Origin of the sequence: Sphingobium sp. TKS (assembly GCF_001563265.1) — a bacterium.
Lineage (GTDB): Bacteria > Pseudomonadota > Alphaproteobacteria > Sphingomonadales > Sphingomonadaceae > Sphingobium.
In genome coordinates this window covers 2,315,863-2,339,776 of the sequence record NZ_CP005083.1, presented here as the reverse complement: position 1 = coordinate 2,339,776, position 23,914 = coordinate 2,315,863, and the positions used below count along the sequence as shown (strand labels likewise).

At 63.1% G+C, this 23,914-nt stretch carries 17 protein-coding genes and 2 tRNA genes; 7 read left to right on the top strand and 12 right to left on the bottom strand.

Annotated features, from left to right (window positions below; all coding sequences use genetic code 11):
- Positions 1-5: 5 nt before the first annotated feature.
- Positions 6-2,069: an ATP-dependent DNA helicase RecG gene (gene recG / locus K426_RS11755; RefSeq protein WP_066557196.1), complete on the bottom strand. Its 2,064-nt coding sequence runs from the start codon at positions 2,067-2,069 to the stop codon at positions 6-8.
- Positions 2,070-2,154: 85 nt separating this feature from the next.
- Here recG and K426_RS11750 point away from each other — a divergent pair, with 85 nt between their 5' ends.
- Both K426_RS11750 and mfd read left to right on the top strand, forming a co-directional pair.
- Positions 2,155-2,424, top strand: coding sequence for an FAD assembly factor SdhE (locus K426_RS11750; protein WP_066557193.1), 270 nt, complete (start codon positions 2,155-2,157; stop codon positions 2,422-2,424).
- Positions 2,425-2,552: 128 nt separating this feature from the next.
- On the top strand, positions 2,553-6,017 hold the full coding sequence (mfd, locus tag K426_RS11745) for a transcription-repair coupling factor (protein WP_066557190.1): 3,465 nt from the start codon (positions 2,553-2,555) through the stop codon (positions 6,015-6,017).
- 13 nt (positions 6,018-6,030) lie between these two features.
- Here mfd and K426_RS11740 read toward each other — a convergent pair whose 3' ends face one another.
- The gene (locus tag K426_RS11740; RefSeq protein ID WP_066557185.1) at positions 6,031-8,067 is read right to left on the bottom strand and encodes a putative bifunctional diguanylate cyclase/phosphodiesterase; all 2,037 of its coding nucleotides are present in this window, start codon (positions 8,065-8,067) and stop codon (positions 6,031-6,033) included.
- A gap of 94 nt (positions 8,068-8,161) precedes the next feature.
- On the opposite strand from K426_RS11740, the gene moaA reads away from it, so the two are divergent.
- The 4 genes from moaA (at position 8,162) to K426_RS11720 (ending at position 10,367) form a co-directional block, all read left to right on the top strand.
- Entirely contained in the window at positions 8,162-9,172 is a 1,011-nt protein-coding gene (gene moaA, locus K426_RS11735; protein ID WP_066557183.1) for a GTP 3',8-cyclase MoaA, read from the top strand.
- Positions 9,169-9,945: an NAD kinase gene (locus K426_RS11730; protein ID WP_066557182.1), complete on the top strand. Its 777-nt coding sequence runs from the start codon at positions 9,169-9,171 to the stop codon at positions 9,943-9,945. Before moaA ends, K426_RS11730 begins: the two co-directional genes overlap by 4 nt.
- Positions 9,946-10,023: 78 nt before the next feature.
- A tRNA-Asn gene (locus K426_RS11725) sits at positions 10,024-10,098 on the top strand.
- Positions 10,099-10,292: 194 nt separating this feature from the next.
- A tRNA-Asn gene (locus K426_RS11720) sits at positions 10,293-10,367 on the top strand.
- On the opposite strand, the gene K426_RS11715 is transcribed toward K426_RS11720, so the two are convergent.
- From K426_RS11715 to K426_RS11670, 9 genes are all read right to left on the bottom strand, one after another.
- A complete protein-coding gene (locus K426_RS11715) occupies positions 10,353-11,921 on the bottom strand; it encodes a recombinase family protein (protein ID WP_082748590.1) in 1,569 nt (522 codons plus the stop codon). The genes K426_RS11720 and K426_RS11715 overlap by 15 nt on opposite strands.
- 111 nt (positions 11,922-12,032) lie before the next feature.
- Positions 12,033-13,535 (bottom strand): recombinase family protein, encoded by a 1,503-nt coding sequence (locus K426_RS11710; RefSeq protein ID WP_066557179.1) that lies wholly within the window; start codon positions 13,533-13,535, stop codon positions 12,033-12,035.
- Positions 13,536-14,021: 486 nt separating this feature from the next.
- Positions 14,022-14,585, bottom strand: a complete 564-nt coding sequence (locus tag K426_RS11700) for a lytic transglycosylase domain-containing protein (RefSeq protein WP_328805332.1) — start codon at positions 14,583-14,585, stop codon at positions 14,022-14,024.
- Positions 14,582-15,118 (bottom strand): restriction endonuclease, encoded by a 537-nt coding sequence (locus K426_RS11695; RefSeq protein WP_066557173.1) that lies wholly within the window; start codon positions 15,116-15,118, stop codon positions 14,582-14,584. The genes K426_RS11700 and K426_RS11695 overlap by 4 nt, the downstream gene beginning before the upstream one ends.
- Before the next feature lie 13 nt (positions 15,119-15,131).
- Complete coding sequence (mobF, locus tag K426_RS11690) at positions 15,132-18,092, bottom strand: MobF family relaxase (protein ID WP_066557170.1); 2,961 nt, start codon at positions 18,090-18,092, stop codon at positions 15,132-15,134.
- The gene (locus K426_RS11685) at positions 18,089-20,158 is read right to left on the bottom strand and encodes a type IV secretion system DNA-binding domain-containing protein (protein WP_066557169.1); all 2,070 of its coding nucleotides are present in this window, start codon (positions 20,156-20,158) and stop codon (positions 18,089-18,091) included. The genes mobF and K426_RS11685 overlap by 4 nt, the downstream gene beginning before the upstream one ends.
- Complete coding sequence (locus tag K426_RS11680) at positions 20,155-20,454, bottom strand: ribbon-helix-helix protein, CopG family (protein ID WP_066557167.1); 300 nt, start codon at positions 20,452-20,454, stop codon at positions 20,155-20,157. Before K426_RS11680 ends, K426_RS11685 begins: the two co-directional genes overlap by 4 nt.
- A 425-nt stretch (positions 20,455-20,879) precedes the next feature.
- The gene (locus K426_RS11675) at positions 20,880-21,104 is read right to left on the bottom strand and encodes a hypothetical protein (protein WP_066557165.1); all 225 of its coding nucleotides are present in this window, start codon (positions 21,102-21,104) and stop codon (positions 20,880-20,882) included.
- 365 nt (positions 21,105-21,469) lie between these two features.
- Positions 21,470-21,961, bottom strand: a complete 492-nt coding sequence (locus K426_RS11670; protein WP_082748898.1) for a hypothetical protein — start codon at positions 21,959-21,961, stop codon at positions 21,470-21,472.
- 500 nt (positions 21,962-22,461) lie between these two features.
- Here K426_RS11670 and K426_RS11665 point away from each other — a divergent pair, with 500 nt between their 5' ends.
- A complete protein-coding gene (locus K426_RS11665; RefSeq protein ID WP_066561692.1) occupies positions 22,462-22,701 on the top strand; it encodes a hypothetical protein in 240 nt (79 codons plus the stop codon).
- A gap of 207 nt (positions 22,702-22,908) precedes the next feature.
- Here K426_RS11665 and K426_RS11660 read toward each other — a convergent pair whose 3' ends face one another.
- Complete coding sequence (locus tag K426_RS11660; protein WP_066557161.1) at positions 22,909-23,895, bottom strand: SLOG family protein; 987 nt, start codon at positions 23,893-23,895, stop codon at positions 22,909-22,911.
- Between the last annotated feature and the right edge of the window lie 19 nt (positions 23,896-23,914).

The window sequence follows — 23,914 nt, the reverse complement described above, 5'->3', positions numbered from 1 at the left end:
CAACTTTAGCCGCTGCGAAGCAGGCCCACGGCGGCATCGCGTTCGAAGAGGTAGAGACAGGTTCGGGCAGCCTCCCCTCTCGTTTCGGTCAGGCCGCCGTCCCGGTCGATCAGGAGATGCGCGTCATCCCGGGCCGAATCCAGCAGCGCCGAGAGATGTTCCGGGGTGGCGAGTTTGAGTTGCTGTTCGCCCGATTGGCGGGTGCCCAAAATTTCGCCCGCGCCCCGCAGGCGGAGGTCTTCTTCGGCTATGCGGAAGCCGTCATTGGTTTCTCGCATCAGGGCCAGGCGGGCGCGGCTGGTTTCGCTCAGCGCGCCGCCGCGCAGGAGGATGCAGACCGAATGGTTCTGGCCCCGACCCACGCGGCCTCTGAGCTGGTGAAGTTGGGCGAGGCCGAAACGATCGGCGCCTTCTATGATGATGAGGTTGGAATTGGGAACATCGACGCCGACTTCGATGACCGTGGTGGCGACAAGTATCCTGGTGCGGGCCGAAGCGAAGGCTTCCATCGCGGCGTCCTTTTCCGGCCCCTTCATGCGGCCGTGAACGAGGCCGACCAACTCGCCAAAGCGCATTTTCAGCATTTCGGCGCGAGCTTCGGCCGCGGCGAGGTCGCTGGTTTCGCTTTCCTCGACCAGGGGACAGACCCAATAGGCCTGACCGCCGCCTTCGACATGGCGGGCAAGCGCTTCGACCACTTCATCCAGGCGGTTGGCGGACATGACGACCGTCTGGATCGGCTGGCGGCCGGGGGGCATCTCGTCGAGGCGGGAGACGTCCATTTCGCCATAATAAGTGAGCGTCAGCGTGCGCGGGATCGGGGTAGCGGTCATCACCAGCAGATGGGGGGTACGTTCAGCTTTCGAGGCAAGCATCATGCGTTGGGCGACCCCGAAGCGATGCTGTTCATCGATCACCGCCAGCGCGAGATTCTTGTAGCGCACGGCTTCCTGGAAGATGGCGTGGGTGCCGACGAGGATATCGATGCTGGCGTCCGCCAGGCCCATGAGGGTGGATTCGCGGGTCTTGCCCTTTTCCCGGCCAGTGAGGATGGCGATGGTGACAGGCAGGCCCGACGCCATTTTGCGCAGCGTTTCATAATGCTGGCGGGCGAGGATTTCCGTGGGTGCGAGGAGCGCGCCCTGGGCGCCCGCCTCGACCGTGTTGAGGAGCGCCATCAGCGCGACCAGCGTCTTGCCCGAGCCTACATCGCCTTGCAGCAGGCGGAGCATGGGGACGGGTTGGGCCATGTCGCCTTCAATCTCCGAAAAGGCGCGGCGTTGCGCTCCGGTCGGCGCAAAGGGCAATTGAAGCATGGCGCGCAGGCGGCCGTCTCCGGCAATGGGCACGCCCCTGCGTTTGCGGGAGGACTGGCGGACCAGCATCAGCGCGAGCTGGCCGGCGAAGATTTCATCATAAGCGAGGCGTTCGCGTGCCTGCGCGTCGGAGGGGTCGGCGTGGATGCGGATGAGCGCTTCGTGCCATGTGGGCCAGCCCTTGCGGGCGAGCAGGCTGGGTTCGATCCATTCGGGAAGGTCCGGGGCGCGGGTCAGGGCTTGGGTGGCCAGATCGCGCATGCGGTTGTTGGTCAGGCCTTCGGAAAGACCATAGACCGGCTCGCGGGCAGGGATCGTCGCGGCTTCCTCGGGGGGAAGGACATAGTCCGGGTGGACGATCTGGAGATTGTCGCCATAGGCATCCAGCTTGCCGGAGATGAATTTGGGCTCGTTCAAGGGCAATAGCTTGCGGGGCCAGGCGCTGTTGCGGCCGAAATAAACCAGCGCGACGCTGTTGCCGTGCTTGTCCTGCGCGATGACGCGAAAGGGCGCGCGGGCGCTGCCGGATGCCCGATAGTCGGTGGGGGTGAGTTCTATGCCGATGACCCGGCCGGAGTCGGAGAGAATCAGTTCGTCCACCATCCGACGGTCGATGAAGCTGACCGGGAGATGGAAGGCCACGTCGACGGCCCGGGCCAGCCCCAGCCGCTCCAGCGGTTTTGCGAGCGCGGAGCCTACGCCTTTCAGCGCTTCGATTTCGGTGAAGAGTGGGTTGAGGATATCGGGTCGCATGGCTATCTGGCGGTGTCTAGCCCAGCCGGGACGATGCGCAAACATCCGATCGGTGATTTTAGCATGTCCGGTTAAGGAACAAATTGTGAACGAAGATCCCCGTATACGCCGCCTGCAATTCCGGGCCTGGCATCGCGGCATCAAGGAAGCGGACCTTGCGGTGGGCGGGTATTTCGATCGCTACCATGCCCAGTGGGGTGAGGAAGAGATTCAGTGGTTCGAGCGGTTCATGGATGAGCAGGATGCCGACATCATGGCTTGGGCCATGGGCGTGCTGCCGGTGCCGGAGGAGTGGCAGGGCGCGATGTGGGACAAGTTCGCCAAGCTGGATTTTGTGGAAATCGGGAAGAAATAAGCCTCTCCCCGTTCGGGCAAGGCGAAATCGAAGCCCCTTGATCGAACGAAATGAGATCATCCCAACCCGGCTTCGCCTTCGCTCAGCCGGGCACTTCGACAAGCTCAGCGCGAACGGATGTTGTTAGTTTGACCGACCTTCTCAAGATTCTCAAAGCCTCCACCCCGATTACGCTTTCCGGGGTGCCCGCCGGCTTCCAGCCCTGGTTGCTGGCGGACATCGCTCGGGCGGCGCCTTCGCGCGCGCTGTTCGTGGCGCCGGATGAGCAACTCATGCGGGCGGTGGCGGATACGGCGCATTATTTCGCGCCGGAGATCGAGATCGTCGAAATTCCCGCCTGGGACTGCTTGCCCTATGACCGGGCCAGTCCTTCGCTGCGGACGGCTTCGGCGCGATTGGCTGGCTTGCATGCCTTGCAGGCGAAGCCCAAGGGGCCGCAGCTTGTTCTGACGACGCTCAATGCGTTGACGCAGAGGACTTTGACGCCTTTTCGCGTGCGGCAGTTGGTGGCGAAGCTCGCGCCCAAGGAACGAATCGCGATTTCGCGGCTGGCGGAGATGTTGCAGGCCAATGGCTATGTGCGGACCGATACCGTGCATGACCGGGGCGAATTCGCCATTCGCGGCGGCATTGTCGATCTGTTTCCCGGCGGCGAGGAACAGCCGCTGCGGCTCGATTTCTTCGGGGATGAGATCGAGACGGTGCGGCGCTTCGATCCCGCCGATCAGCGGACCAGCGGCAGTGTCGAGGGCTTCACGCTGCTGCCTGCGTCCGAGGCTTTGCTGGACGAGGAGACGATCAAGCGGTTCCGCGGGCGCTATCGCGAGACTTTCGGGGCCACGGCGACGGGCGATCCGCTCTATCAGGCGGTGAGCGACGGACGGCGGTTGGCGGGTATGGAACATTGGTTGCCGCTGTTCGAGGAACGGCTAGTGCCGATGACCGAGCATCTGGGCGACGACACGCTGGTCGTGCTGGATCATGGCGTGGCGGGCGCGGCCGAGGCGCGGTTCGAGGCGATCCGGGACTATCACGCCAATCGCGTGCAGGCGAAGTCCTCCGATCCGGGGGCGTATCGGCCGCTGGAGCCCAAGGCGCTCTATCTGGATGCCGAAGAATGGGATGCCGTCGCGCGCGAGTGGCCGATGCATGCCACCACCCCTTTTCATGAGCCGGAAAGCGCCTCGGTCCTGGATTTCGCGGTTGATGGCCCTCGCGATTTCGCGCCGGAGCGGGCGCAGAACGCCAATGTCTATGAGGCGGTCGGCAAGCATATCGCTTCGCTCCAGCGGGCGAAGAAAAAGGTCGTCATCGCCAGTTACTCGGTGGGCGCGCGGGAGCGGCTTTCGGGGCTGCTGGCCGATCATGGGCTGAAGCGGATAGCGGCGGCGGATAGCTGGCAGGAGGCTTTGGGAATCGCGGCGGGCGGCAGCGCTGTATTGACCGTCTTGCCGCTGGATCATGGTTTTACCGCGCCCGACGTGGCTGTGCTGACAGAGCAGGACATGCTGGGCGACCGGCTGGTGCGACGGGCCAAGCGGAAGAAGAATGCCGACGCCTTCCTTCAGGAACTGGCGACGCTCTCCCCCGGCGATCTGGTCGTGCATATGGATCATGGCATCGGCCGCTATGAAGGGCTGACGCAGATTCCGGTGGCCAAGGCGGCGCATGATTGCGTGGCGCTGGAATATGCGGGCGGCGACAAGCTCTATGTGCCGGTGGAGAATCTAGAGGTTCTCTCCCGCTATGGCTCCGACAGCGAGGGCGTGAGCCTCGACAAGCTGGGTGGAGAGGCCTGGCAACGGCGCAAGGCGCGGATGAAGGAGCGCATCCGCGAGATTGCGGGTGAATTGCTCAAGACGGCAGCGGAGCGGGCCTTGCGCGCCGCGACCGTGGCGGAGCCGGACAGCGCCGGATATCCGGCGTTCGTGGACCGCTTCCCCTATCAGGAGACGGAAGATCAGGACCGCGCCATCATGGATGTGGTCGAGGATCTGGGCGCAGGCCGCCCGATGGATCGGCTGGTGTGTGGCGATGTGGGCTTCGGCAAGACGGAGGTGGCCTTGCGCGCCGCATTCGTGGCGGCGATGGCGGGAATGCAGGTGGTGCTGATCTGCCCCACCACCCTGCTCGCCCGGCAGCATCATATGAATTTCGAGGAGCGCTTCCGTGGCTTTCCGGTGAATATCGGGCGCCTGTCGCGGCTTGTACCGGACAAGGAGGCCAAGACCGTGAAAGCGGGGCTGGCCGATGGAACCGTCGATATTGTGGTGGGAACCCATGCGCTGCTGGCGAAGGGGCTGGAGTTCAAGCGGCTGGGGCTGGTCATCGTCGACGAGGAACAGCGCTTTGGCGTGACGCACAAGGAGCGGCTGAAGAGCCTCAAGACCGATGTGCATGTGCTGACGCTGACGGCGACGCCTATTCCCCGCACCTTGCAGATGGCAATGTCGGGCTTGCGGGAACTGTCGGTGATCCAGACGCCGCCGGTGGATCGTTTGGCGGTGCGGACCTACATCATGCCCTGGGACGGGGTAGTGATCCGCGAGGCGTTGCTGCGCGAGCATTATCGCGGGGGACAAAGCTTCTTCGTGGTGCCGCGCATTTCCGACCTGACCGAGATAGAGGAGTTCCTGCGAACCGAGGTGCCGGAGGTTCGGCCCGTCGTCGCGCACGGGCAGATGAGCGCCACGGAAGTCGAGGAGCGCATGTCGTCCTTCTACGACAAGCGCTACGACGTCCTGCTGTCCACCACCATCGTCGAGAGCGGGCTGGATATTCCTTCGGCCAATACGCTCATCATCCATCGGGCCGATCGCTTTGGGCTGGCGCAGCTTTACCAGCTTCGCGGGCGGGTCGGGCGCGCGAAGACGCGGGCCTATGCCTATTTCACCACGCCTGCGAATCGGGTGATCACCGAAACGGCGGAAAAGCGGCTAAAGGTGCTGTCCGATCTGGATACGCTGGGGGCCGGGTTCCAGTTGGCCTCCCACGATCTGGATATTCGCGGCGCGGGGAACCTCGTCGGGGACGAGCAGTCCGGGCATATCAAGGAAGTCGGATTCGAACTGTACCAGTCGATGCTGGAGGATGCGATCCTGGAGGCGAAGGCGGGCGGCGCGGGTCTGGAGAAGGCGCGCGACAGCTTCTCGCCGCAAATCAGCGTCGATGCGCCGATCATGATTCCGGAGGATTATGTGCCGGATCTGGATCTGCGCATGGGACTTTACCGGCGCTTGAACGAGGTCGAGGACCGGCAGGGGCTGGAGGCTTTCGCAGCGGAACTGATCGACCGCTTCGGCAAGCTGCCAGCGCCGACGCAGAATCTGTTCAAGATCATCGAGATCAAGCAGAATTGCGTGGCCGCCAATATCGCCAAGATCGATGTGGGGCCAAAGGGCGCGCTGGTCAGCTTCTTCGAGGATCGCTTCCCGCGGCCCGAGGCGCTGGTGGCTTATATTCAGCGGTTGAATGGAGTCGCCCGGTTGCGGCCGGACAGCAAGATCGTGGTGAACCGGGCCTGGGCCGATCCGGGGGCGCGGTTGAACGGGGCTTTGCAGCTTTCGAAGGGATTGGCGAAGGCGGCAGGGTAGAATTATGTGAGGCTCAGGGTTTCAACGCCAGCGCGACCAGATCGGCGGAGGAGACTCCCGCCGAGCGGAGGAAGCCCTGATAATAGTCGCAGCCTTCGCGGGACAGGAGATCGAGTTGCTGTTCGGTTTCCACCCCTTCCGCAATCACATGCAGGCCCAGCGATTTGGCCATGTGGATGACGCCGCGCACGATGATGCGGTCGCGGGCGGTGCCGGCGATGTCTTGCGCCAGGCCGCTGTCGATCTTCAGATAATCAAGCGGCAGGCTTTTCAGATAGGCGAGGCTGGAATAGCCGGTGCCGAAATCGTCCACCGCGACCGCCAGCCCTTCGGCGCGCAGGGCCGTCAGCAGGGCGGTGGCGTTGTCCACATCCTCCATCAGACCGCTTTCGGTGATCTCCACCGTCAGGCGCGAACGAGGAAAGCCGCTGGTGTCGACCAGATTGAGCAATTGCGGCATGAAGCCGGGCTGGGCGATATCCTCCGCCGTGACGTTGATCGACAGGCGGAGATGGGACAGCGCGCGCGGCCATGCGGCCGCCTGGCGAAGCGCTTCGGCCTGAATATGCGCCGAGAGCGGAAGCATATAGTCGGAACGCTCCGCCGTCGCGAACAGCATCCCCGCGCCTAGCGCCCCATATTGGGGGTGGTTCCAGCGGGCCAGCGCCTCGACCCCGATCATATGTTCGCCATCGACGGGATATTGCGGTTGGAACAGGATGGCGATTTCGCCGCGATGCAGGGCAAGGCGCAGGTCGGTTTCCAACTGGTCGGCGTCGACCTGACGGCTGCGTTTTTCCGAAGAGAAGATGCGGATACCCTCCCCTCCCCCGACTCTGGCGTCGGCCAGGGCCGTGCCGGCGCGGCGGATGAGGCGAGTGGCGTCGTCGTCGGACCGCGACTGGGCGATGCCGCAACGGGCGGTCAGGCGGATGAGATGGTCACCCGCGCTGAAAGGGCGGCCTATGGCGCCGATCAGTTGCCGGGCGAGAAAAGTCGCTTTCTCGGCTGTGGCTGCTTCCCCCGTTAGGCCGATCAGGAATTCCGTCCCGGCGATGCGCGCCACCATGGCGCCGACGGCCATGTCGACGGTCATGCGCTCGATCCGGCGGGCGATGCGACCCAGCAGCGCGTCCCCCACCACCTGACCATAGGCAGCGTTCATCCGGTCGAACTGACTGATCGAGAGCAGCAGGACAGTCGTCGCCAGCCCCTTGCGCCGTTCGAGCCAGTCGAGCGCCGCCGGGCGTGAGCGCAGGCCGGTCAGGTCGTCGCGGCCCGTCTCGTCAGGGCCATGGGCGTCGGATAGCCACTCCACATCCGCCGCGACCACGCCATCGATCAGCCGCAGATGGTGAACCAGCCGGTCGCCGGGGCGGCCGGGCGCGGCGTGGGCGAAGGCTTCGGGGCGACCGGACCGCATCATGCCGCGCAAGGCCGCCATCACCGAACGGCGCTCCGAACGCGGCAGGCAGCGGATGAAGCCCGCCGGACCGATGCTCTGTTCATCAAGGCCGAGATGGCGGGCAAGATTGTCGCTGAGGCGGATGCGATCCCCCTCCCTCTCCCAGAACAGCGCGTCGCCGCGCCTGATGCGCTGGGCGCGTCGACTATGCGTGGCGCCGCCGACCAGCCGGTCGACCAGCCGCTGGGCGGAAGCGAGCGTGGCGCGCAAGTCGCCGGGCGTGAAGGGCGCGGCGAGAAAATGCGTGGCCCCCACCTCCAGCAGCCGCGGCACGACGGCGATGTCCTGTCCGTCGACCAGCACGATCAGCGCGCCGCCGCCCGCATCCACCGCCGGGACCAAGGCGGTGATCAAACGCACGTCGCCGTCGCGCGCGCCCCGCATGTCAACCAGGGCGATCTGGGCATCGCTGTGGAGGAAGCGTTGCGCGGCGTCGGTGGCGCGCCGGGCCGCCATCGCCCGCCAGCCAGCCGTCCGCGCCTGCTGTGACAGCCCATCGCGGTCACCTGGCGACAGGATGAAAAGGCTGCGCTGTCCGTCCAGTGCGGTCTCGCCGCTCACATGATGCTCCCCGGGACGGCCCATCGTCCCATTCTAACCCTTATCGGTTAGCGACCTGTTTACGTTGTCGCAACCGGGGACGCTTGCACGGCGCGGGTCCATCGCCTAGCTAGGAAATATGGAGAAGGTCGATCTTGGGCGTAGGGCGCTGACCGATGCACTCGGCCGCCGGATCAGCTATTTGCGGATTTCGGTGACGGACCGCTGCGACCTGCGCTGCCGCTATTGCATGGCGGAGCGGATGACTTTCCTGCCCAAGGACCAGGTGCTGACTCTGGAGGAGATCGCGCTGCTGGCCGACCTCTTCATCATGCGGGGCGTGCGCAGGATCAGGCTGACCGGCGGCGAGCCGCTGGTGCGGCGGGACATTATCGACCTCGTCCGACGCATCGGGCGGCATCTGGGCGAGGGGCTGGATGAACTGACGCTCACCACCAACGGCACAAGGCTGGCGCAGCATGCGCAGGCGCTGGCCGATGCAGGCGTGCGGCGGATCAACGTCAGCCTGGACAGCCGCGATCCGGATCGCTTCGCCAATGTGACGCGCAATGGCGACATTCGATTGGTGTTCGAAGGGCTGGAGGCTGCGCGGGCAGCCGGACTCGCGGTCAAGATCAATATGGTGGCGCTCAAGGGCATTAATGAGGATGAAATCCTGCCGATGCTGCATTGGTGCGATGCTCAGGGCTTCGACCTGACGCTGATCGAGACGATGCCATTGGGCGAAACCGGGGAAGATCGGACCGACCATTATCTGCCGTTGACGCAGGTGGCCGATTCGATCCAGCAGCATCATGCACTGACGCCGATCGCGCATCGCACCGGCGGACCGGCACGCTATCATGCGGTCGAGGGTCTAGGTGTCCGCTTGGGGCTGATCACGCCGCTCACCAATAATTTCTGCGCCGATTGCAACCGAATGCGCATGACCTGCGAGGGCAAGATCTTCATGTGTCTGGGTCATGAGGATCATGTCGACCTGAAAACCGCCTTCCGCGAAGGTGGGCTGGATGCGGTGGAACCGTTGATCGATCGCGCGCTGCGGCTGAAACCCGCGGCCCATGATTTCCGCATCGGCGCAGGAACTGAGGCGGCGGTCAGGCGGCATATGAGCGTGACCGGCGGATGACCGAAGACGTTCGGCGCGCCTTGGTCGCCTCCCCCAGTCCGGCAGCCAAGGCGGCGGAGGAAAGGCTGCGCGCCGCCTATGATTTCGTGCCCGTCGATCAGGCGGACATGATCATCGCACTGGGCGGCGACGGCTTCATGCTCCAGACGCTGCACGCCATGCTGGAGGGGCGGCGGATTTTGCCGGTGTTCGGCATGAACCTCGGCACGGTCGGCTTCCTGATGAACGAATGGCGGCTGGAACGGCTGGAACAGCGGATCGAGGCGGCTAAGCTGTTCAAGGTCAATCCGTTGCGCATGACCGTCGATACGGTGGATGGAGAGCGATTCTCGATCCCCGCCATCAATGAGGTCTCGCTGTTGCGCGAAACGCGCCAGACCGCCAAGCTGGAGGTGAAGGTCAACGACCGCACCGTCTTGCCCGAACTGGTTTGCGACGGCGTGCTGGTGGCCACGCCTGCGGGATCGACGGCCTATAATCTCTCGGCTCATGGACCCATCCTGCCTTTGGGATCGGCGCTGGTGGCGCTGACGCCGATCAGCCCTTTCCGTCCCCGGCGCTGGCGCGGCGCGATCCTGCCGGAAAATACCGCGATCCAGTTCACTGTGCTCGATCCGGTGAAGCGCCCGGTCAGCGCCGTGGCCGATCAGCGCGAAGTGCGCGACATCGCGCAGGTAGAGGTGAAGATCGATCGCGCGACGCCGCTGACGCTGCTGTTCGACCCGGAACATACGCTGGACGACCGGATCGCGGCGGAACAGTTCATCGCGTAAAAATTCCGCAATTTGGCGCTTGCCATTGTCGGAAAGCCGCTGCTATAGGCGCGGCCTGCCCGGCGAAATCCGGGTTGCTCCCCGATAGCTCAGCGGTAGAGCATTCGACTGTTAATCGAATGGCCGTAGGTTCGAATCCTACTCGGGGAGCCACTTTTCATCCGGCGACTGAGGCCGGAAAAACCTTCCATAATCAAATAGATCGGCGCTTTTGATTGGATCGCGCCCCATGCTTCGTGCAGTCGGGGCGGTTTATCCATTTTTTGAGGCGGGAGGGTTTCCAGACCCTTGCCATTCCGCAAAAGCCGCTGCTATAGGCGCGGCCTGCCCGGCGAAAGCCGGGTCGCTCCCCGATAGCTCAGCGGTAGAGCATTCGACTGTTAATCGAATGGCCGTAGGTTCGAATCCTACTCGGGGAGCCATTCCGTACGCGGCGGATTTTCCGAGCCCTTGGCGGGCTCGGAAGCCGGCACCAGGAATGACATTTCCTCAAGCATTCCAAAAGGTTCGCGGAATGTGACTGTGAGGGTGTCGTTGGCCCAGGTGCTGTTCAAAACCAACAGATTCAAAGCGGTGTTTTTGGCGCTTTGCGACTGTATGCTGAATGTCTTGTGTGCCTTTCTAGCGAGATCGAGTAGGGCGATTCCATCATCGACGAGTGCGTCCTCGGCGCTGTAGAGGGCGTCCATTTGGCGTTGGCACCGCTCTCGCTCCTCTCGCCAGGTGGCTGCCATTCGATCGTGCATGTCGGCCGTGATCCGCCCGTCGACGTGGTCCACATAGAGTTTGTCCAGTCGCAGCTGCAGCCGATCCGATTCGGTTCGCAGGCGTGCGATGGTGTCAGTCCGCTCCCGACTGCTCTCTGAATGGACATCACGCAGCGCACGCTCGATTAGGGCAAATACGGTGTCATTCATTTCAAGGCGGGCGAGCTGCTGGGCAAACGCCGCGGCGAGCGTTTCCTCCCGAACATATCGCTCCGGGCACTTCTGCTTGAAGCCTGAGCAGTGGTAGTAAATGTACCTACCCCTCTGCATTTGCGCCACCACCGCGCACCCGCAATGGCCGCAGCTGATGAGACCTGTGAAGGCAAAGCGCCTCGGCTCCGCCCTGAGATTGCCACCACTCCGGCCATCCAGCACATCCTGGACGTTTTGCCAGGTCTCGGTGGTGACTAAGGGCTCGTGTGTGCCCTGATAAAGGCGCCCCGCCCATTCAAAGGCTCCAGCATAGAGCCGATTGCGGAGCATAAAATGAATCGTGCTGACTCCGATGGGAAGCTGGCTTCGCCGATATCTCAGGCCCTCATCGCGAGCCATCTTGGTCACTTCCTTGAGCGAATATGCTCCCGTTTCGAACCACTCGAAGACGCGTGCCACGATTGAGCCAGCGTTGGTATCCGGGACGATAATCTTCTTTCCGAGCGGACCGACAACATTGACATAGCCGATAGGAGCGACCGAGGGCCACATGCCCTGCTTTGCCTTCTCCAGCATTCCTTTGCGAGCTTCCTCGGAAAGGTTGTCTACGTAGTTCTTTGCCATCAGGACCTTGATCCCGTGCATGAACTTCTCAGATGATCGGGAATCCCGCGAGAGGACGGTTCCTTCCTTCACCAGATGAATCTCGATGTCGAAATCATCGAGCGTCACCCAATCCTTCAGGTTCCGATAGAGCCGGTCCGTCTTCTCGACGAGGACATGACGGACGCCAGCACGCGCTCTTAGAAATTTGAGCATTGCCTCGAACTGAGTGCGGCCGGTCTTCTTGGCGGATTCGATATCGACATATTCTTCAGTGATCGCCAGGCCCTGCTTCTCGGCATATTCCCGTATGAGCTTGACCTGCGCGTCGATCGAGAAGCCCTCCTTCTCCTGCTCAGCCGTTGAGACACGGGCATAGAGAACAGCCTTCTGTTCCGCAGCTGGCCGGCCACGGCGTACGGGCGCGGGCTTGGGTTTGCGTGGTCTCGCCATTGAATTTCCTGCCTACCTGATGCCGAATGCTTTCTCCTCCGTTCCTCCTACAGCGGGAGGCACGACGGTGCGAGACCATTCCGAATTCATCTGTGGCGCGGGAGACGGCGGTCAGATGGAAATCTGCTCAAGCATTCCGAAGGGTTCGCGGAACGTCACTGTGAGGATGCCGTTTGCCCATGTGCTACTTAAAACCAACAAGTTCAAAGCGCTGTTCTTGGCATCGGGCGTTTGGGTACCGAAGGTTTGGTGAGCTTTGCGGGCGAGATCGAACAGAGCAACTGCGTCTTGGACATACCCATCCTCCGCCTTGTAGAGTATCTCCAGTTCATGCTGGCACCGCTCCCGCTCCTCACGCCAGGTTGTTGCCATACGGTCGTGCGTGTCCGTCGTTATTCGCCCATCGAGGCGATCGATGTAGAGCGCGTCCAATCGCTGCTGCAGCCGGTCCAAATCAGCGCGTAGACGGGATATTGTCTCGAGCCGCTCCCTGCTTCTATCGACATGCGATTCGCGAACCACTCGTTCGATGAGGGCGAACACACTGTCATCCATTCGAAGGCGGGCGAGATGTTGAGCGAACGCGTGGGTGAGCGTTTCCTCGCGAACATATCGCTCCGGGCACTTCTGCTTGAATCCTGAGCAGTGGTAGTAAACGTACCGGCCGCGCTGCATCTGGGCCACCACCGCGCACCCACAGTGGCCGCAGGTGATGAGCCCGGTGAAGGCGAAGCGCATTGGCGCCGCCCGGACGTTACTGATGCTGCGACCATCCAGAACCTCTTGGACGTTTTCCCAAGTCTCGGTCGTGACTAGCGGTTCGTGATTACCTTGATATAGCCGGCCCGCCCATTCGAAGGCGCCGGCGTAGAGCCTATTGCGCAGCATGAAATGGATGGTGCTGATACCGACGGGAAGCTGGCTCCTACGGTATCTCAGCCCCGCCGCGCGAGCCATTTTCGTCACTTCCTTGAGAGAATAGTTTCCCGTCTCGAACCATTCGAAGACGCGCGTCACAAGCGGCGCCGCATCCGAGTCTGGCACGATGATCTTCTTACCAACAGGGCCGACAACATTCGCATAGCCGATCGGGGCGACCGACGGCCAAATACCCTGTTTCGCCTTTTCCAACATTCCCTTGCGGGCCTCCTCCGAGAGATTGTCGACGTAATTCTTGGCCATGAGGACCTTGATCCCATGCATGAATTTTTCCGACGATCGGGAATCGCGCGAGAGGACAGTCCCTTCCTTGACTAAGTGAATCTCGATATCGAAGTCATCTAGCGTCACCCAATCCTTCAGGTTCCGGTAGAGCCGATCCGTTTTCTCGACGAGCAAGTGACGGACCGCGGCGTGCGCTCTGAGATATTTGAGCATCGCCTCGAACTGCGTCCGGCCCGTTTTCTTCGCCGTTTCGACGTCCACATATTCCTCGGCGACGGTAAGTCCCTGCTGTGCCGCATATTCGCGAATGAGCTTCACCTGGGCGTCGATGGAGAACCCCTCCTTCTCCTGTTCCGGTGTGGAAACACGGGCGTAGAGAACGGCTTTGTGCCCCGTCGTCGACCGGTCGCGACGAGGTGCTTTAGGTTTCGGTTTACGCGGTCTTGCCATTAATTTCCCATATCGCGAACGAGATATTTCCCTTCCCGGGCCGCCTCGCGGCTCCTTCCCCGGGGGCCAATTGGATCAGCAACGACTAATCAGAATCCGGCTTCGGAGTTTTTCGAGGCCGTCCGCGCGGCCGAGACGCGATCTCTGGTCTTCGGACCTTGCGGGAGGGGCCACGCTGCCTGCCTAAAGTTTTCTCAGGACCCGGCTCGAATGGGCCGACCTCCCATTTGACCAGGATCCACATATAATCGCCGAGGTTGCCCAGCAGGTTGCGCGCTTCGCTTTCGGAGACCGATCGCTGCAGCCCGTTTTCGAAGAAGGATTGCGCCTCAAGGACCAGTTGGCGCGAAAGGGCGCTCCGCCGTATGACCCAACGATCGTCGCGACCTGCTTCGCGAGCAGGCGACGGCTTTTCCGGAGGTGCGATTTCGCCGTGCGCCGGTGGCTGCAAATCACCATAGGCGGTAGTCTCGAGGCGGGCGCGTCTCATCGCGGCACCGGACTAACGCTGGCGACAGCGAAGACATGCTCGCCAAATCGCTGTTTGAGATGTTGCGAGACGCTGGCTGCGTAGCGACGCTGGCGCCATTCCGTTGGGCTGTGATAGACGCCGACCGCGCTCCAGTAGTCCCGGGTGGCAGCCAAGCCGGACAGAAATATCCAACGGGCGGCGCTGACATTGAAGCAGGCGTCGTGGGTGAGCCACCATCGTACGTGCGCGGCCGGCCGGCCCGTAGTGGCGGCGATCTTCGAGACCCACCAACTATTGACTTGAAGAGGACCAAGATCGTGCGAGCCGTTGGTGTTTCGTACCTCGGCGCCGACCCAGCCCCCCTCCTGGTCCCGAAGGCCCCAGAGCGTCCTCTCCAGCCACAGTCTACCTTCGGCTGCCTTCTGGATGCAGCGCGCCACTTCACGCTCATTCATCGAACGCGTGCTCGGGCTAGCGACAGCCGCAGAGAGATCGCACAACATGATCGCGGGAAGCAGGATCGCCGCATGGCGACACAGCGGCAGCAATCTGCGGGAAGCCTGTTGCCAGCCGCTCATATGCCAACTCCCTTGAGCGCGAGTTGTCCGCCGGTGAGGAGAGCAATCAGCCGCTCACCCGAGATCAGTTCGACATGCTGATGACGATCGATGAGGCTGCGGCTCAGTCCACCTGTCCGCCCCGTGTGGATGAAAACTCCAGGCATCCCGCGGCGTCTGCAGAGCAACGCAAACGCTTCCACATGCTCAGGCCGGATCGCACTGGCATAGCGCTTGGCCTGGATGAGCCAGGTCTCGCCGCCAATCGTCACCTGTCCATCAACGCCGCCGTCGCCCGTATAACGATGATTGCGCACCACCTTGTGGCCTCGCATCGCGAAACTCTCGAGAAGCAGCTCCTCGAATGCGAGCGCATCCATAGCCCGCAATCGCGCATAGATGCGCCCCGGCGGCTGGGAGCGGTCGGGACCGTGAAGTGCGATGCACATGGTCCTCGCCTGTCGGCGTCTCCACCGATGGCGAAGCGGAATATGTGCCGCACGCGCGATCAGCGCAGCGACGATCAGCAGCACGGTCAGTATGGCAAGCAACATGGTCGATGTCCTGTCATCGCTCTGGGCCATGGGAGGGTTCAGGTTGTTGGCTGGGCGCCGGGGACGCGCGATCGTCATGCGCCTCTCGCGCGTCGTGCGGATCGGCCGCACCGCCCCGATCGAGGACGGACTGCAGGAAGCGATCCAGCACCTCGGCGATGCTTCTCGCTCCGCCCGCAAGGCGGTCGGCCAAGCTGCTGTGCGATGGGCCGCGGCGAGCGAGCTGCCGCTCGAGCATGGCGTCGCGACGCTCCTGCCTGGCCTTCTCCTGCTCCTCGCGCGTCTCACGCAAATGATCCGGATGACGTTCCGAAAACTGGCTGTGCTTGTCGCGATCGAGGCGGCCAAGGCCTTCGAGGGACGATGTCTTTTCTCCGGAACGCTGGGCCAGCCGCTGCGCGAGCCGCTTCACGTCCTCGGTCCAGAGCTTCACGCCATACTGAGCCCGCGTGATCGCCGTGTAATAATTCTGGCCGTTGACGAGGCCTGAGTTGACGGGCGCCAGCACGTAGACGCGATCGTATGTCTTCGACTGGGCGGAGTAGACCGTTTCGGAGTAGCCATGATCCCAGGTCTTATGGACCGAGAGATCGACCTTCTGTACGCGCTCGTCACGATCCCAGCGGATTGTGGCGATCGTTCCATCCAGCTTCTCGACGGTACCCCGCTCAGCGTTCTTGAGATGCAGGTCCTTGTTCGCCAGCCGCCACTGGATGCGATCTCCCTCGCCCAGGTCGCGCTCCTCCCGATTGAACACATTGACCCGGCGCGCTGAACCGAGCCGAGGATCCCAGCGGATGGTGCGCCCATTTTCGTCAACGAGCCGGACCATCTGGCGGCCGTTGGCATCGCGTCCAAGCCCGATGACGCGATATTCCGTATCGCGTGCGATCCCCGCGCCGGCGATATCACGGCCGAAGGTCACGACCTGCCCGCCGGAATAGAAGCGGGCATTGCGCTTTTCCTCGTCGGTCATGCCGGACGCGGTCAGGACGGAGAGTCGGGTGTCTTCGGCGGCGACGACCCCTTCCCTCTTCAGGGTCTCCCGGATCTGGGTGTTGACGATGAGCCGAGTGGCATTGTCGAGGACGAGGATGTTGGTATTGGCCCGGTTCTCCGGCTTGAGCCGCGTCCATTCTTCGACGAGCCCCTTAGCGAGCTTGTCGGCGGTCTCGCCGCTCATGACCTTGTCGAGGCTGGTGATAGATGCCGCATAGTCTCCGGCACGCGCCTGCGCGACCGCAGCCTTCATCACCTTCGTTTCCTGACGGATTGCTTCGGTGAGCTGTGCGGTAGGCATTCCCAGCTTCTGAAGTAGCCAGAAGGCCTTCCCCTGCTCGATGGCGCCCGTCTGCTTGTTGTCCCCCAGCAGGAGCACCCGGGCGCCGGTCGCGCGACTGATCTCGAGAACGCGAAGAGCCTGCCGGTTGCCGAGCTGGCCTGCCTCATCGACGACAAGGACGTGCCGGTCCGTGAGGCCGTGGCCGCCTCCGGCGAGCAGGCTGGCGACGGTCCGCGACTCGATATTCGCTTTCCGACCCAGGTCGGCTGCTGCCGACGATGTCGGTGCGAGCGCCAACAGCGTCGTGCCCGGTTCGGCAGCGTCTTTGAGCGTCCTCACCAGCGTCGATTTGCCTGAACCGGCGACGCCGTGAATGCCAGACACGCGGTCACGCGATGTCGCGACATCGACCAGGGCCTGTTCCTGTGCCGGCTTGAGCCCTGCACTTTCGAGAGCCAGGAGGAGACGATCCGATGAGGCAATCGGCCGGGCATCATTCAATGACAAAGCCAGGTGCTGGGTGAGCGCGAGTTCGAGGCGGGCGGTTCGCCGTGTCGTCCGCCCACGGGTGAGGGTCTGATCCCCCGTAGGCGCGCGCGTGGCGAGCAGCTTGCGGCGCTCTTCATGCATCTCGACCTGTGGCAGCAGATCCGAAAGGCGCACATCGCCGACATGGCTGGCAAGGCCGAGCCTCAAGATACGGCCGCGGTTGTTGACGGCTTCCCGGGTTTCCGCCTGACGAATGCCGAATAGGGCGGCTCTTCCGACCATGACCGGATCGGCCTCGGAGGGGCGCTCCTCCTTCTGCTCGGCCTTAGTGGCGACCGATTCCAGAAATGGGCGGTGCGGCTGCGATCGATCCGTCCATTGCCGATGCAGATCGTCGAGGCCGATTTTCACCTTGGGGGGTCGCGTGGCATAGAAGGACCGTTGCCTTTCGGCCTGGCCCGAGAAGCCATGCTCCTTTGCGTGATCGTTGATCTGTTCGCCGCGCTGGGAGAATTCCTGAAGGAGCTCCTTCGGGAAGTTGGCCAGTTCGAAGAGTCCCGTGCGGGCGTCGAATTCTATTTCATGACCCTGCTCGAGAAGATCGCGGGCCAGCTCATTGCGGTAAACCTGTCCGGCGACCATCTGCTCGGCGAACATGGCCCGGGTTTCGAGGCTGGCCATCGGTGCTCCATCCTCGCGATTGGTCATGTTCATGACCACGGCGTGGGTATGGAGATGGGGATCACGCTCCCGCGATGCGTGCTCAGTGAAACGGGCGATGATCAGGCGGCCGGTTGTTTCGTGCAGTATCTCCCCTTCATCGCGCCGGCGGAGCGTGGCGTGTTCTTCCAGATAGTCGAGGGCGGCGGTGACGGCGCGCTCATGAGCGGCGAGGATGCGCTCGTCGCCCATCACCAGCGCCATGATCGAGATCGACTTGGGAGCGTTGACCGAAAAGTCCCATCCCGGGTGATGCTCGATCTCACCGTTCTGACGATGCCGCCCTAGCTGCTGATCGCCGACCTTGCCGGCGAGCAGCTCCTTGAAAATTTTGTGATCAACCTTGCCTTCGAGGCCAAGCTCGGCGGCAACTTTGCCGTCCCATTCGGAATGCTCTTCGGCTCCCTTGGTGTAGTAGTCGCCGACCGTATAATAGCGGGCGATGTTGGCGGGCGTGCCCTTGAGGCGGACGGGATTGATCATGCCGGCCTCGCCGGTTCACGCGGGCCGTTCGCCTGACCGTGCTGAACCAGATCCGATTTGATATCGCCTTGTCGGGCCGCGAGAATATCCCAGGCGACGCTGACAGGGACGGGCATCTCACCCTCGCCAGCGGAGAGGATGGCATCGACCTGATCTTCCTGATCGACAGGTATGCCCGGCGCGAAGAGGTCCGGCTGTTTGTCGGACGGCGGCGCGGCTTTCCGGTCCGGCCTTGGCTTGTCCTGCGGCGGCGGATTCCCCTGTTTTTGTTCCCGCTCCATCTGTTCACGGATCCGCGCCTCCGCATGGGCCAGCCTTATGAGCTTGCTGGCCTGCGAGAGACGGACCGGCGGCGTCGTGCGCTCGACGAATGGCTCGGCCAAAGAGGCGACCTCGTTATATTGGTCGGCAAACCGAACCACCGGGAGATTGCGCCCGAAGCGGAGAAAACCGGACAGGTTGGGGAGATTGGTGACCTCGGTGTGCATCACCAGCGGCCGGGTCACCTGCATGCGCGAGAGGTTCACACCGTCCCGCATATCGTTGACGCCATAGGACATGCCTTCGTTCGCCTCGACCTGCTCGACCTGGCCGAGATTCTCGGAGACATGCTTGGCGGTGGGGGAGTCGTTGGCGCGCAGCGCGACCCAGGTCGAGCAATAGCCGGTGATCGCTGCGGCATCCTGGATGCCGTATGTGGCCTCCAGCTGGGGATAGGACTGGAAGCCCAAAATGCCGCACCCGCCATATTTGCGGGCGCGGGCGAGGAAGTCGGACAGGGACGGCAGCTTCTGGAGTGTCGGCAGCTCGTCGATCACGCAATAGAGCCGCCGGTCGCGATCAGGAACGAGGCTCATGATCGCCGAGATCGCGATGTCGAGCCAAACCGTGATCAGGGGTCTGAGAGAAGGAAGCTGGTCCGCTTTGACGGTGATGAACAGCCAGCTGCCGGCCGCCCCCGTCTCCACCCAGTCGCGGATGGAGAAGCCATCTTCGGTGTCATCGAGATAGGCGAAGCTGCGCATCACCGACGCGAGTTCAGCCTGGATGCCGGCGGACGTGCGCTCCCCCTCGGTGGAGATGAAGGCGGCGGCATCCGTACCCGCCGCGAAGGCTGCGAGATCCCTCAGCTTGGAGCGCAGCAGCCGGTCAAGCAGGACGGAAACGAATGTATGCTTCTGCTTGGCGAGCTTGCGCATGACCGCGACAAGGGTCCCGCGTGCTGCCTTCGCCCAGAAGGGATCGCCGGTTTTATCGGGGATCGTCGACTCCGCGATCTGGTCGTAATGATAGTCCCGTGGCACGTCGACCCACGGCGACCAGCGCGCCGTCCGCTGGTCGAGCGGATTGAGGAGCGAGTCGACTTCGGGCCGATAGAATTTTTCCACGAATGTGCCCGCGGTGTCGTAGACGATGGCGCGCTTTCCCGCCTTGCGGATCCCGTCGAGCATCTTGATGATGAGGTTGGTCTTGCCCGTCCCGGGAGCCCCGCACAGGAGAATATGCTCGGGCTCGAAGGCTTCCGGAACGGTGACGCCCCCGATCGTGAGCCCCCCCTTCTTCTGCCAGAGCAGCGCCCGCTTCACCTGCCGGAGGGTGCCGAACCGCGCCCCGCGCAGATACTGATTGGAGCCAAGTCCCTTTCCTGTTCGCGTGAAGTAGAACCAGGCCCAGGCGAGCGCGCCGAGCGCGAATATCCCGGAGACTAGGGCACCATGGATAAGGTAGAGTTCGAAGCTGTGAAGCGTCTTCTTGGCGAGGCTCGATGCCATCAGCCAATCGGAAGACGTCCAATATTGTTTTCCGGCCGGCGTCTTGAAGAGCACGGGGTCGTTGGTGCCGGCGGCCGCGTCGACCTTGAAGCTTGCCTCGACGAGCTTCATCAGCACGAAGCGCTCGTAGTCGCTGGATTTCTCAAGCGCGTACCAGATGATCCCCATGACCCAGATCACCAGCCCAGCAACCATGGTCTGGAAGAAGACCTGGGTGGTCATCCGGACGTTGTGGACGATAGCCTGACCACCCCGTGTCCAGGAGCCGAGCGTGTCGTTGCGGAAGATGCTCACCGGGCGCCCTCCTGACCGAGCAGGCCGCGCTGAAGGAGCATATCGCGGGCGCCCGCTTTCGCCTGTTCGAGAGCCTTCGGCGACTGCTGCCCAGTGGCGGTTGCGACGATCGAGAGGATCTGAATGCAGGTGGCGAGTATCTCGTCCTGCGAGGAATAGATGTACCGCCCGCCGGGGTCCGCAGCCTGCGTCAGGACCGATCGAACGAAGTCGGAAAGGGAGAGATCAGCGCCGGCGGCCCGGCGGGAAAGTCGCTGGTACAGGTCGGCGTCGACCCGCACACTTACTCGAAACATATCGGCGCTCCACAGGTGGAGCCCCGATGCCGGAAGTCATGAAGCGTCGTCCTTATAGCCGAAGTCGCCCGGACTCTCAATAAAAATGACTGTGTGCCATGGCACCCGCATTGAAATGGCGGAAATGCTGGGCTTCATCGCGGTCAAATGCTGTCCTGGGTGCCACGGATGCCAATTCATGGTGCCGATGGCTCCCGTGGCACCCAAAGCAAACCATTGATTCGCAGGCGTTTATCGCCGCAGCACCCGTGCGTGGGGTGCATTACAAACGCCTCCGGGCGTGCGTTCCTTCTTCGCAGCGACAGCGTCGCTGCGTAGCCTCGTCCGGGCACGGGCGGGGCTTCCCCACAAGGTGATCGACAGCCTCTTCATGTTGGTGTGCTCGAACAAAAAAAGGAGAGGCGTTACCGCCCCTCCCTGTCATTTCAGAACTCGTCGGACATGCCGCCGGGGACTGTGTGGACCACCCGGTCGATGATCGTCATCGGCAGCGCGTCATAGTCGCCTTGGTCGATGGCGATGTAGCCGTTTTCGGGGTCCTCGATCACGTGCTGGTCGAAGTAGCTATGGAGAGCGCGACGCTCTGCGCACGCGATTGCGGCCATGAACCCGGCATGATCGTAAGCGGCGATGGTCGAGATGATCTGCATGTGGGCCTCCTGCTGTCTTGAATGACAGCGGAGCGGGCGTCGGGCGGCCGAGACCGGGTCAAGGATCGCGAAGCGACCGCGAAGCGGCGGTGGGGGTCACGATTTTCTTCGGCGCCCACGACGTCAAAGGGAGAGCGCTGGCCTCGGCCCGCCGAAGAAAATGGTGGGGCCCCGCCGTCCTTGAGGCGGGCTCGGCCGTCCGACAGGATGGGAAGTCTGTGAGAGATTTTTCCTCTCGGTCGGGAGACCCCGGCAATGCGTAGCGGCGTGCGGACCGAACGGTCCGCGCGGTACGCGAGCGAGCCGAAGGGAGGTCAAGCGACAAAAGAAAAGGGACCGGGCGCAAGGCCCGATCCCGGGGTTGGTCATTCGTGCCGGCCGCAGTGACAATAGTGTTCCTCGATGCCGGATATGGAGCAGAGGCCGGGACCGAATCCTGCCGCAATAACGTCGGGATCGTCGATGTAACCGAGGTCGCGGGCGATCGCGATGGCGTGGTGGCGCAGCGCCGGATCGAGGTCGTCGAGATAGGGCTCTAGGGCCTCGGTGAACCAGCGCTCATACATCTCGTAGGTTCCGCCGGCGGTCTGGCGCATCATTGCCTCGGAGACCCGCTTGGCGTCGGCCCGGAACTGGTCGAGAGCGACGGACTGAGCGGTCTCCAAGAAGGCATGTTCGGCGTTGTCTTCCGGGTGAAGCGGCCGGCAATCGTCGGGTATCTTGTAGGTCGTGCCGCAGTTCGAGCAACGCGCGCAGTCATCGACGTCGTCATATTGATCCGAGTCGAAGCTTGTCGCGCAGGTCGGGCAGATTGGGGCAGAGAATATGGTAGAGAAATTGTCCTCGAAATCGTCCATGAGAGCCTCCATCGTCAGGCGCTCCCCATCTCCATCAGATGAGGATGGAAGCATCGGGACGCGGTGTTGAGGCAGTCAGGGACGGCGCAGCCGCCGCGCAGCGGGCAGCGGGGGAACCGATTTTGTTGTCGCGGAGCGTAGCGGAGCGGCGGCAAAATTGGGGGGACCGCTGATCCTTGACGGCCGATGGACACCCAGCGTCATGCTTTGGCGATGAGGCTCAGTCTGATGTCGAGATGTGAGAGCGCCCTGCTTTGCCCCCGAGCCCCGCAGGGGTTCGGGGTTAACAGCAAAGCACCGCTGATCGGACCGAACGTAGCTGCGCACGAGCGGCCGAGGCAGGAGATATGTCCGTCAGGGGTGGCGGGCGCTGGAATCGCTCAGGGAGAAGCTTTTCATCGCCGGCGGAGCGCCGGCTATCACCTGCGCTGGGTTGCAACGGACGCTCCGTTGAGCGATGTCATGGGTTGGCGGGCAGACCCATGAGAAGGATCGTGGAAATGCCCAAGAAGAGTGAACGAGAACTACTTGCCGATCTCGAAGCGCGTCGGCGGAAGCTCGACGACGAAGTCGAGAGCGCGCGCCGCGCTTTGCGGGGCCGATACGCCGGTTTGGTGCCGGAGCTGGAGATCGAAAGACTGACGGAACGCGAGTTCCGCGATATTCTGGCGCAGGCGATACGCGTCGGCGGACCACCTGCGATTGCGGCGCTCAAGGCCGTGCCGGCGCAGGGCGCCTGAGCGCCCGATTCATCCCGAAGGGATGACCCAGCGACGAGCACGGCGGAGCCGCGCACAGGAGGCCGGCACCGTAGGTGTCGCATCGTCGCCTGACGGGACCAGGTGCGCGCGCGCCTGGTCCCCGGAAGGCGACGATTGCTGGATCGACAGAAGAGAAAGCGGGACCGATCCGGGAAGCATCCCGAAGCGGCCCCGCGCATCGCCGGATCAGCAGGCCCAATCCGCCGGACCGCCGTAGAGTGTAAGCAATGTCGGCGCGATGCCTATGGAGCGCAGCACCCGGACCAGTTGCGCCTGCACGCCTGTTCCCTCGGCGACGATTGCGTCCGCTGGCTGCAACCGCGCGATCTGGTCGTTGCGGACGAACCCGGCCCGCTTCGGCCCCCAGCGCGGAACATCGAGGCCAAGCTTGACCAGCGGCGTCTTGGTCCGCGCGGCCCACGCTTCGGCGATCGCGTCCGCGCCTGCGTCCTGCGCGGTGGTGAGCAGAACCATCCTCGGCCGGATCGCCCTCATCTCGTCCAGCGCCTTCCAGATCGGCCTATAGTTGCTCCACCGCTTGCCTCCGGAAAAGACGACCAGCGGGCCTTCGGGATGGTGCTGCCCTATCCGCCTTTGGCGACGTGCTGCGAGGTAATCGGTGCCCTGAATGACGGCGTGGGTGCGCTTTGAGGACACCAGCGTCGCCTTCGGCGCTGACCACGGACGGCCAACCTCGACACGGTATGTTGCGGCGGCATGGTCCCGCATGCAGGCGAGAGCGTCGGTCGCTTCGTCGAGGAACGCCACAGCGTCCCGTGCGGCTTCGAGTTCGACGCTGTGGATTTCCGAACCGTCGACGGACTTGAGCAGGTCCTGCACCTCTCGAACGGCCTTGTCGGCGATGCCGGACCATTCGTTCGATACCCGGTGGAAGCTGTGAACGACGCCCCATGCGATGCGTTCGGCTGCGCGTTCGAGGCGTGTGTCGCGAAGGACATCGAAGATCGTGGCGATGATCAACTCGACGGCGAGCTGGGCCTGCATCGCATCCGGCATGTCGGTGGTCATTTCCTCGTCGCCACGGCCGAAGCGGACCCCGTCGAGGTCGGAAGCGAAGGCTGTCGCGAAGTTGTCGTTCGCCTGTCCTGTCTCCTCGGCGATGAGAGCGGCGATGTCCCTGAAGTCCCGAATGCTGCGCTTGAACTGAGCCACGATAGCCTCCTTTGAATTG

Coding starts and splice junctions, on each gene's coding strand:
- K426_RS11710 (WP_066557179.1), bottom strand. CDS start 13,535: ATGGCAAGACCGCGTAAACCGAAACCTAAAGCACCTCGTCGCGACCGG.
- recG (WP_066557196.1), bottom strand. CDS start 2,069: ATGCGACCCGATATCCTCAACCCACTCTTCACCGAAATCGAAGCGCTG.
- K426_RS11665 (WP_066561692.1), top strand. CDS start 22,462: ATGCCCAAGAAGAGTGAACGAGAACTACTTGCCGATCTCGAAGCGCGT.
- K426_RS11700 (WP_328805332.1), bottom strand. CDS start 14,585: ATGAGCGGCTGGCAACAGGCTTCCCGCAGATTGCTGCCGCTGTGTCGC.
- K426_RS11715 (WP_082748590.1), bottom strand. CDS start 11,921: ATGGCGAGACCACGCAAACCCAAGCCCGCGCCCGTACGCCGTGGCCGG.
- K426_RS11730 (WP_066557182.1), top strand. CDS start 9,169: ATGACCGAAGACGTTCGGCGCGCCTTGGTCGCCTCCCCCAGTCCGGCA.
- K426_RS11695 (WP_066557173.1), bottom strand. CDS start 15,118: ATGTTGCTTGCCATACTGACCGTGCTGCTGATCGTCGCTGCGCTGATC.
- K426_RS11740 (WP_066557185.1), bottom strand. CDS start 8,067: ATGGGCCGTCCCGGGGAGCATCATGTGAGCGGCGAGACCGCACTGGAC.
- K426_RS11670 (WP_082748898.1), bottom strand. CDS start 21,961: ATGGACGATTTCGAGGACAATTTCTCTACCATATTCTCTGCCCCAATC.
- moaA (WP_066557183.1), top strand. CDS start 8,162: ATGGAGAAGGTCGATCTTGGGCGTAGGGCGCTGACCGATGCACTCGGC.
- mobF (WP_066557170.1), bottom strand. CDS start 18,092: ATGATCAATCCCGTCCGCCTCAAGGGCACGCCCGCCAACATCGCCCGC.
- K426_RS11680 (WP_066557167.1), bottom strand. CDS start 20,454: ATGTTTCGAGTAAGTGTGCGGGTCGACGCCGACCTGTACCAGCGACTT.
- K426_RS11675 (WP_066557165.1), bottom strand. CDS start 21,104: ATGCAGATCATCTCGACCATCGCCGCTTACGATCATGCCGGGTTCATG.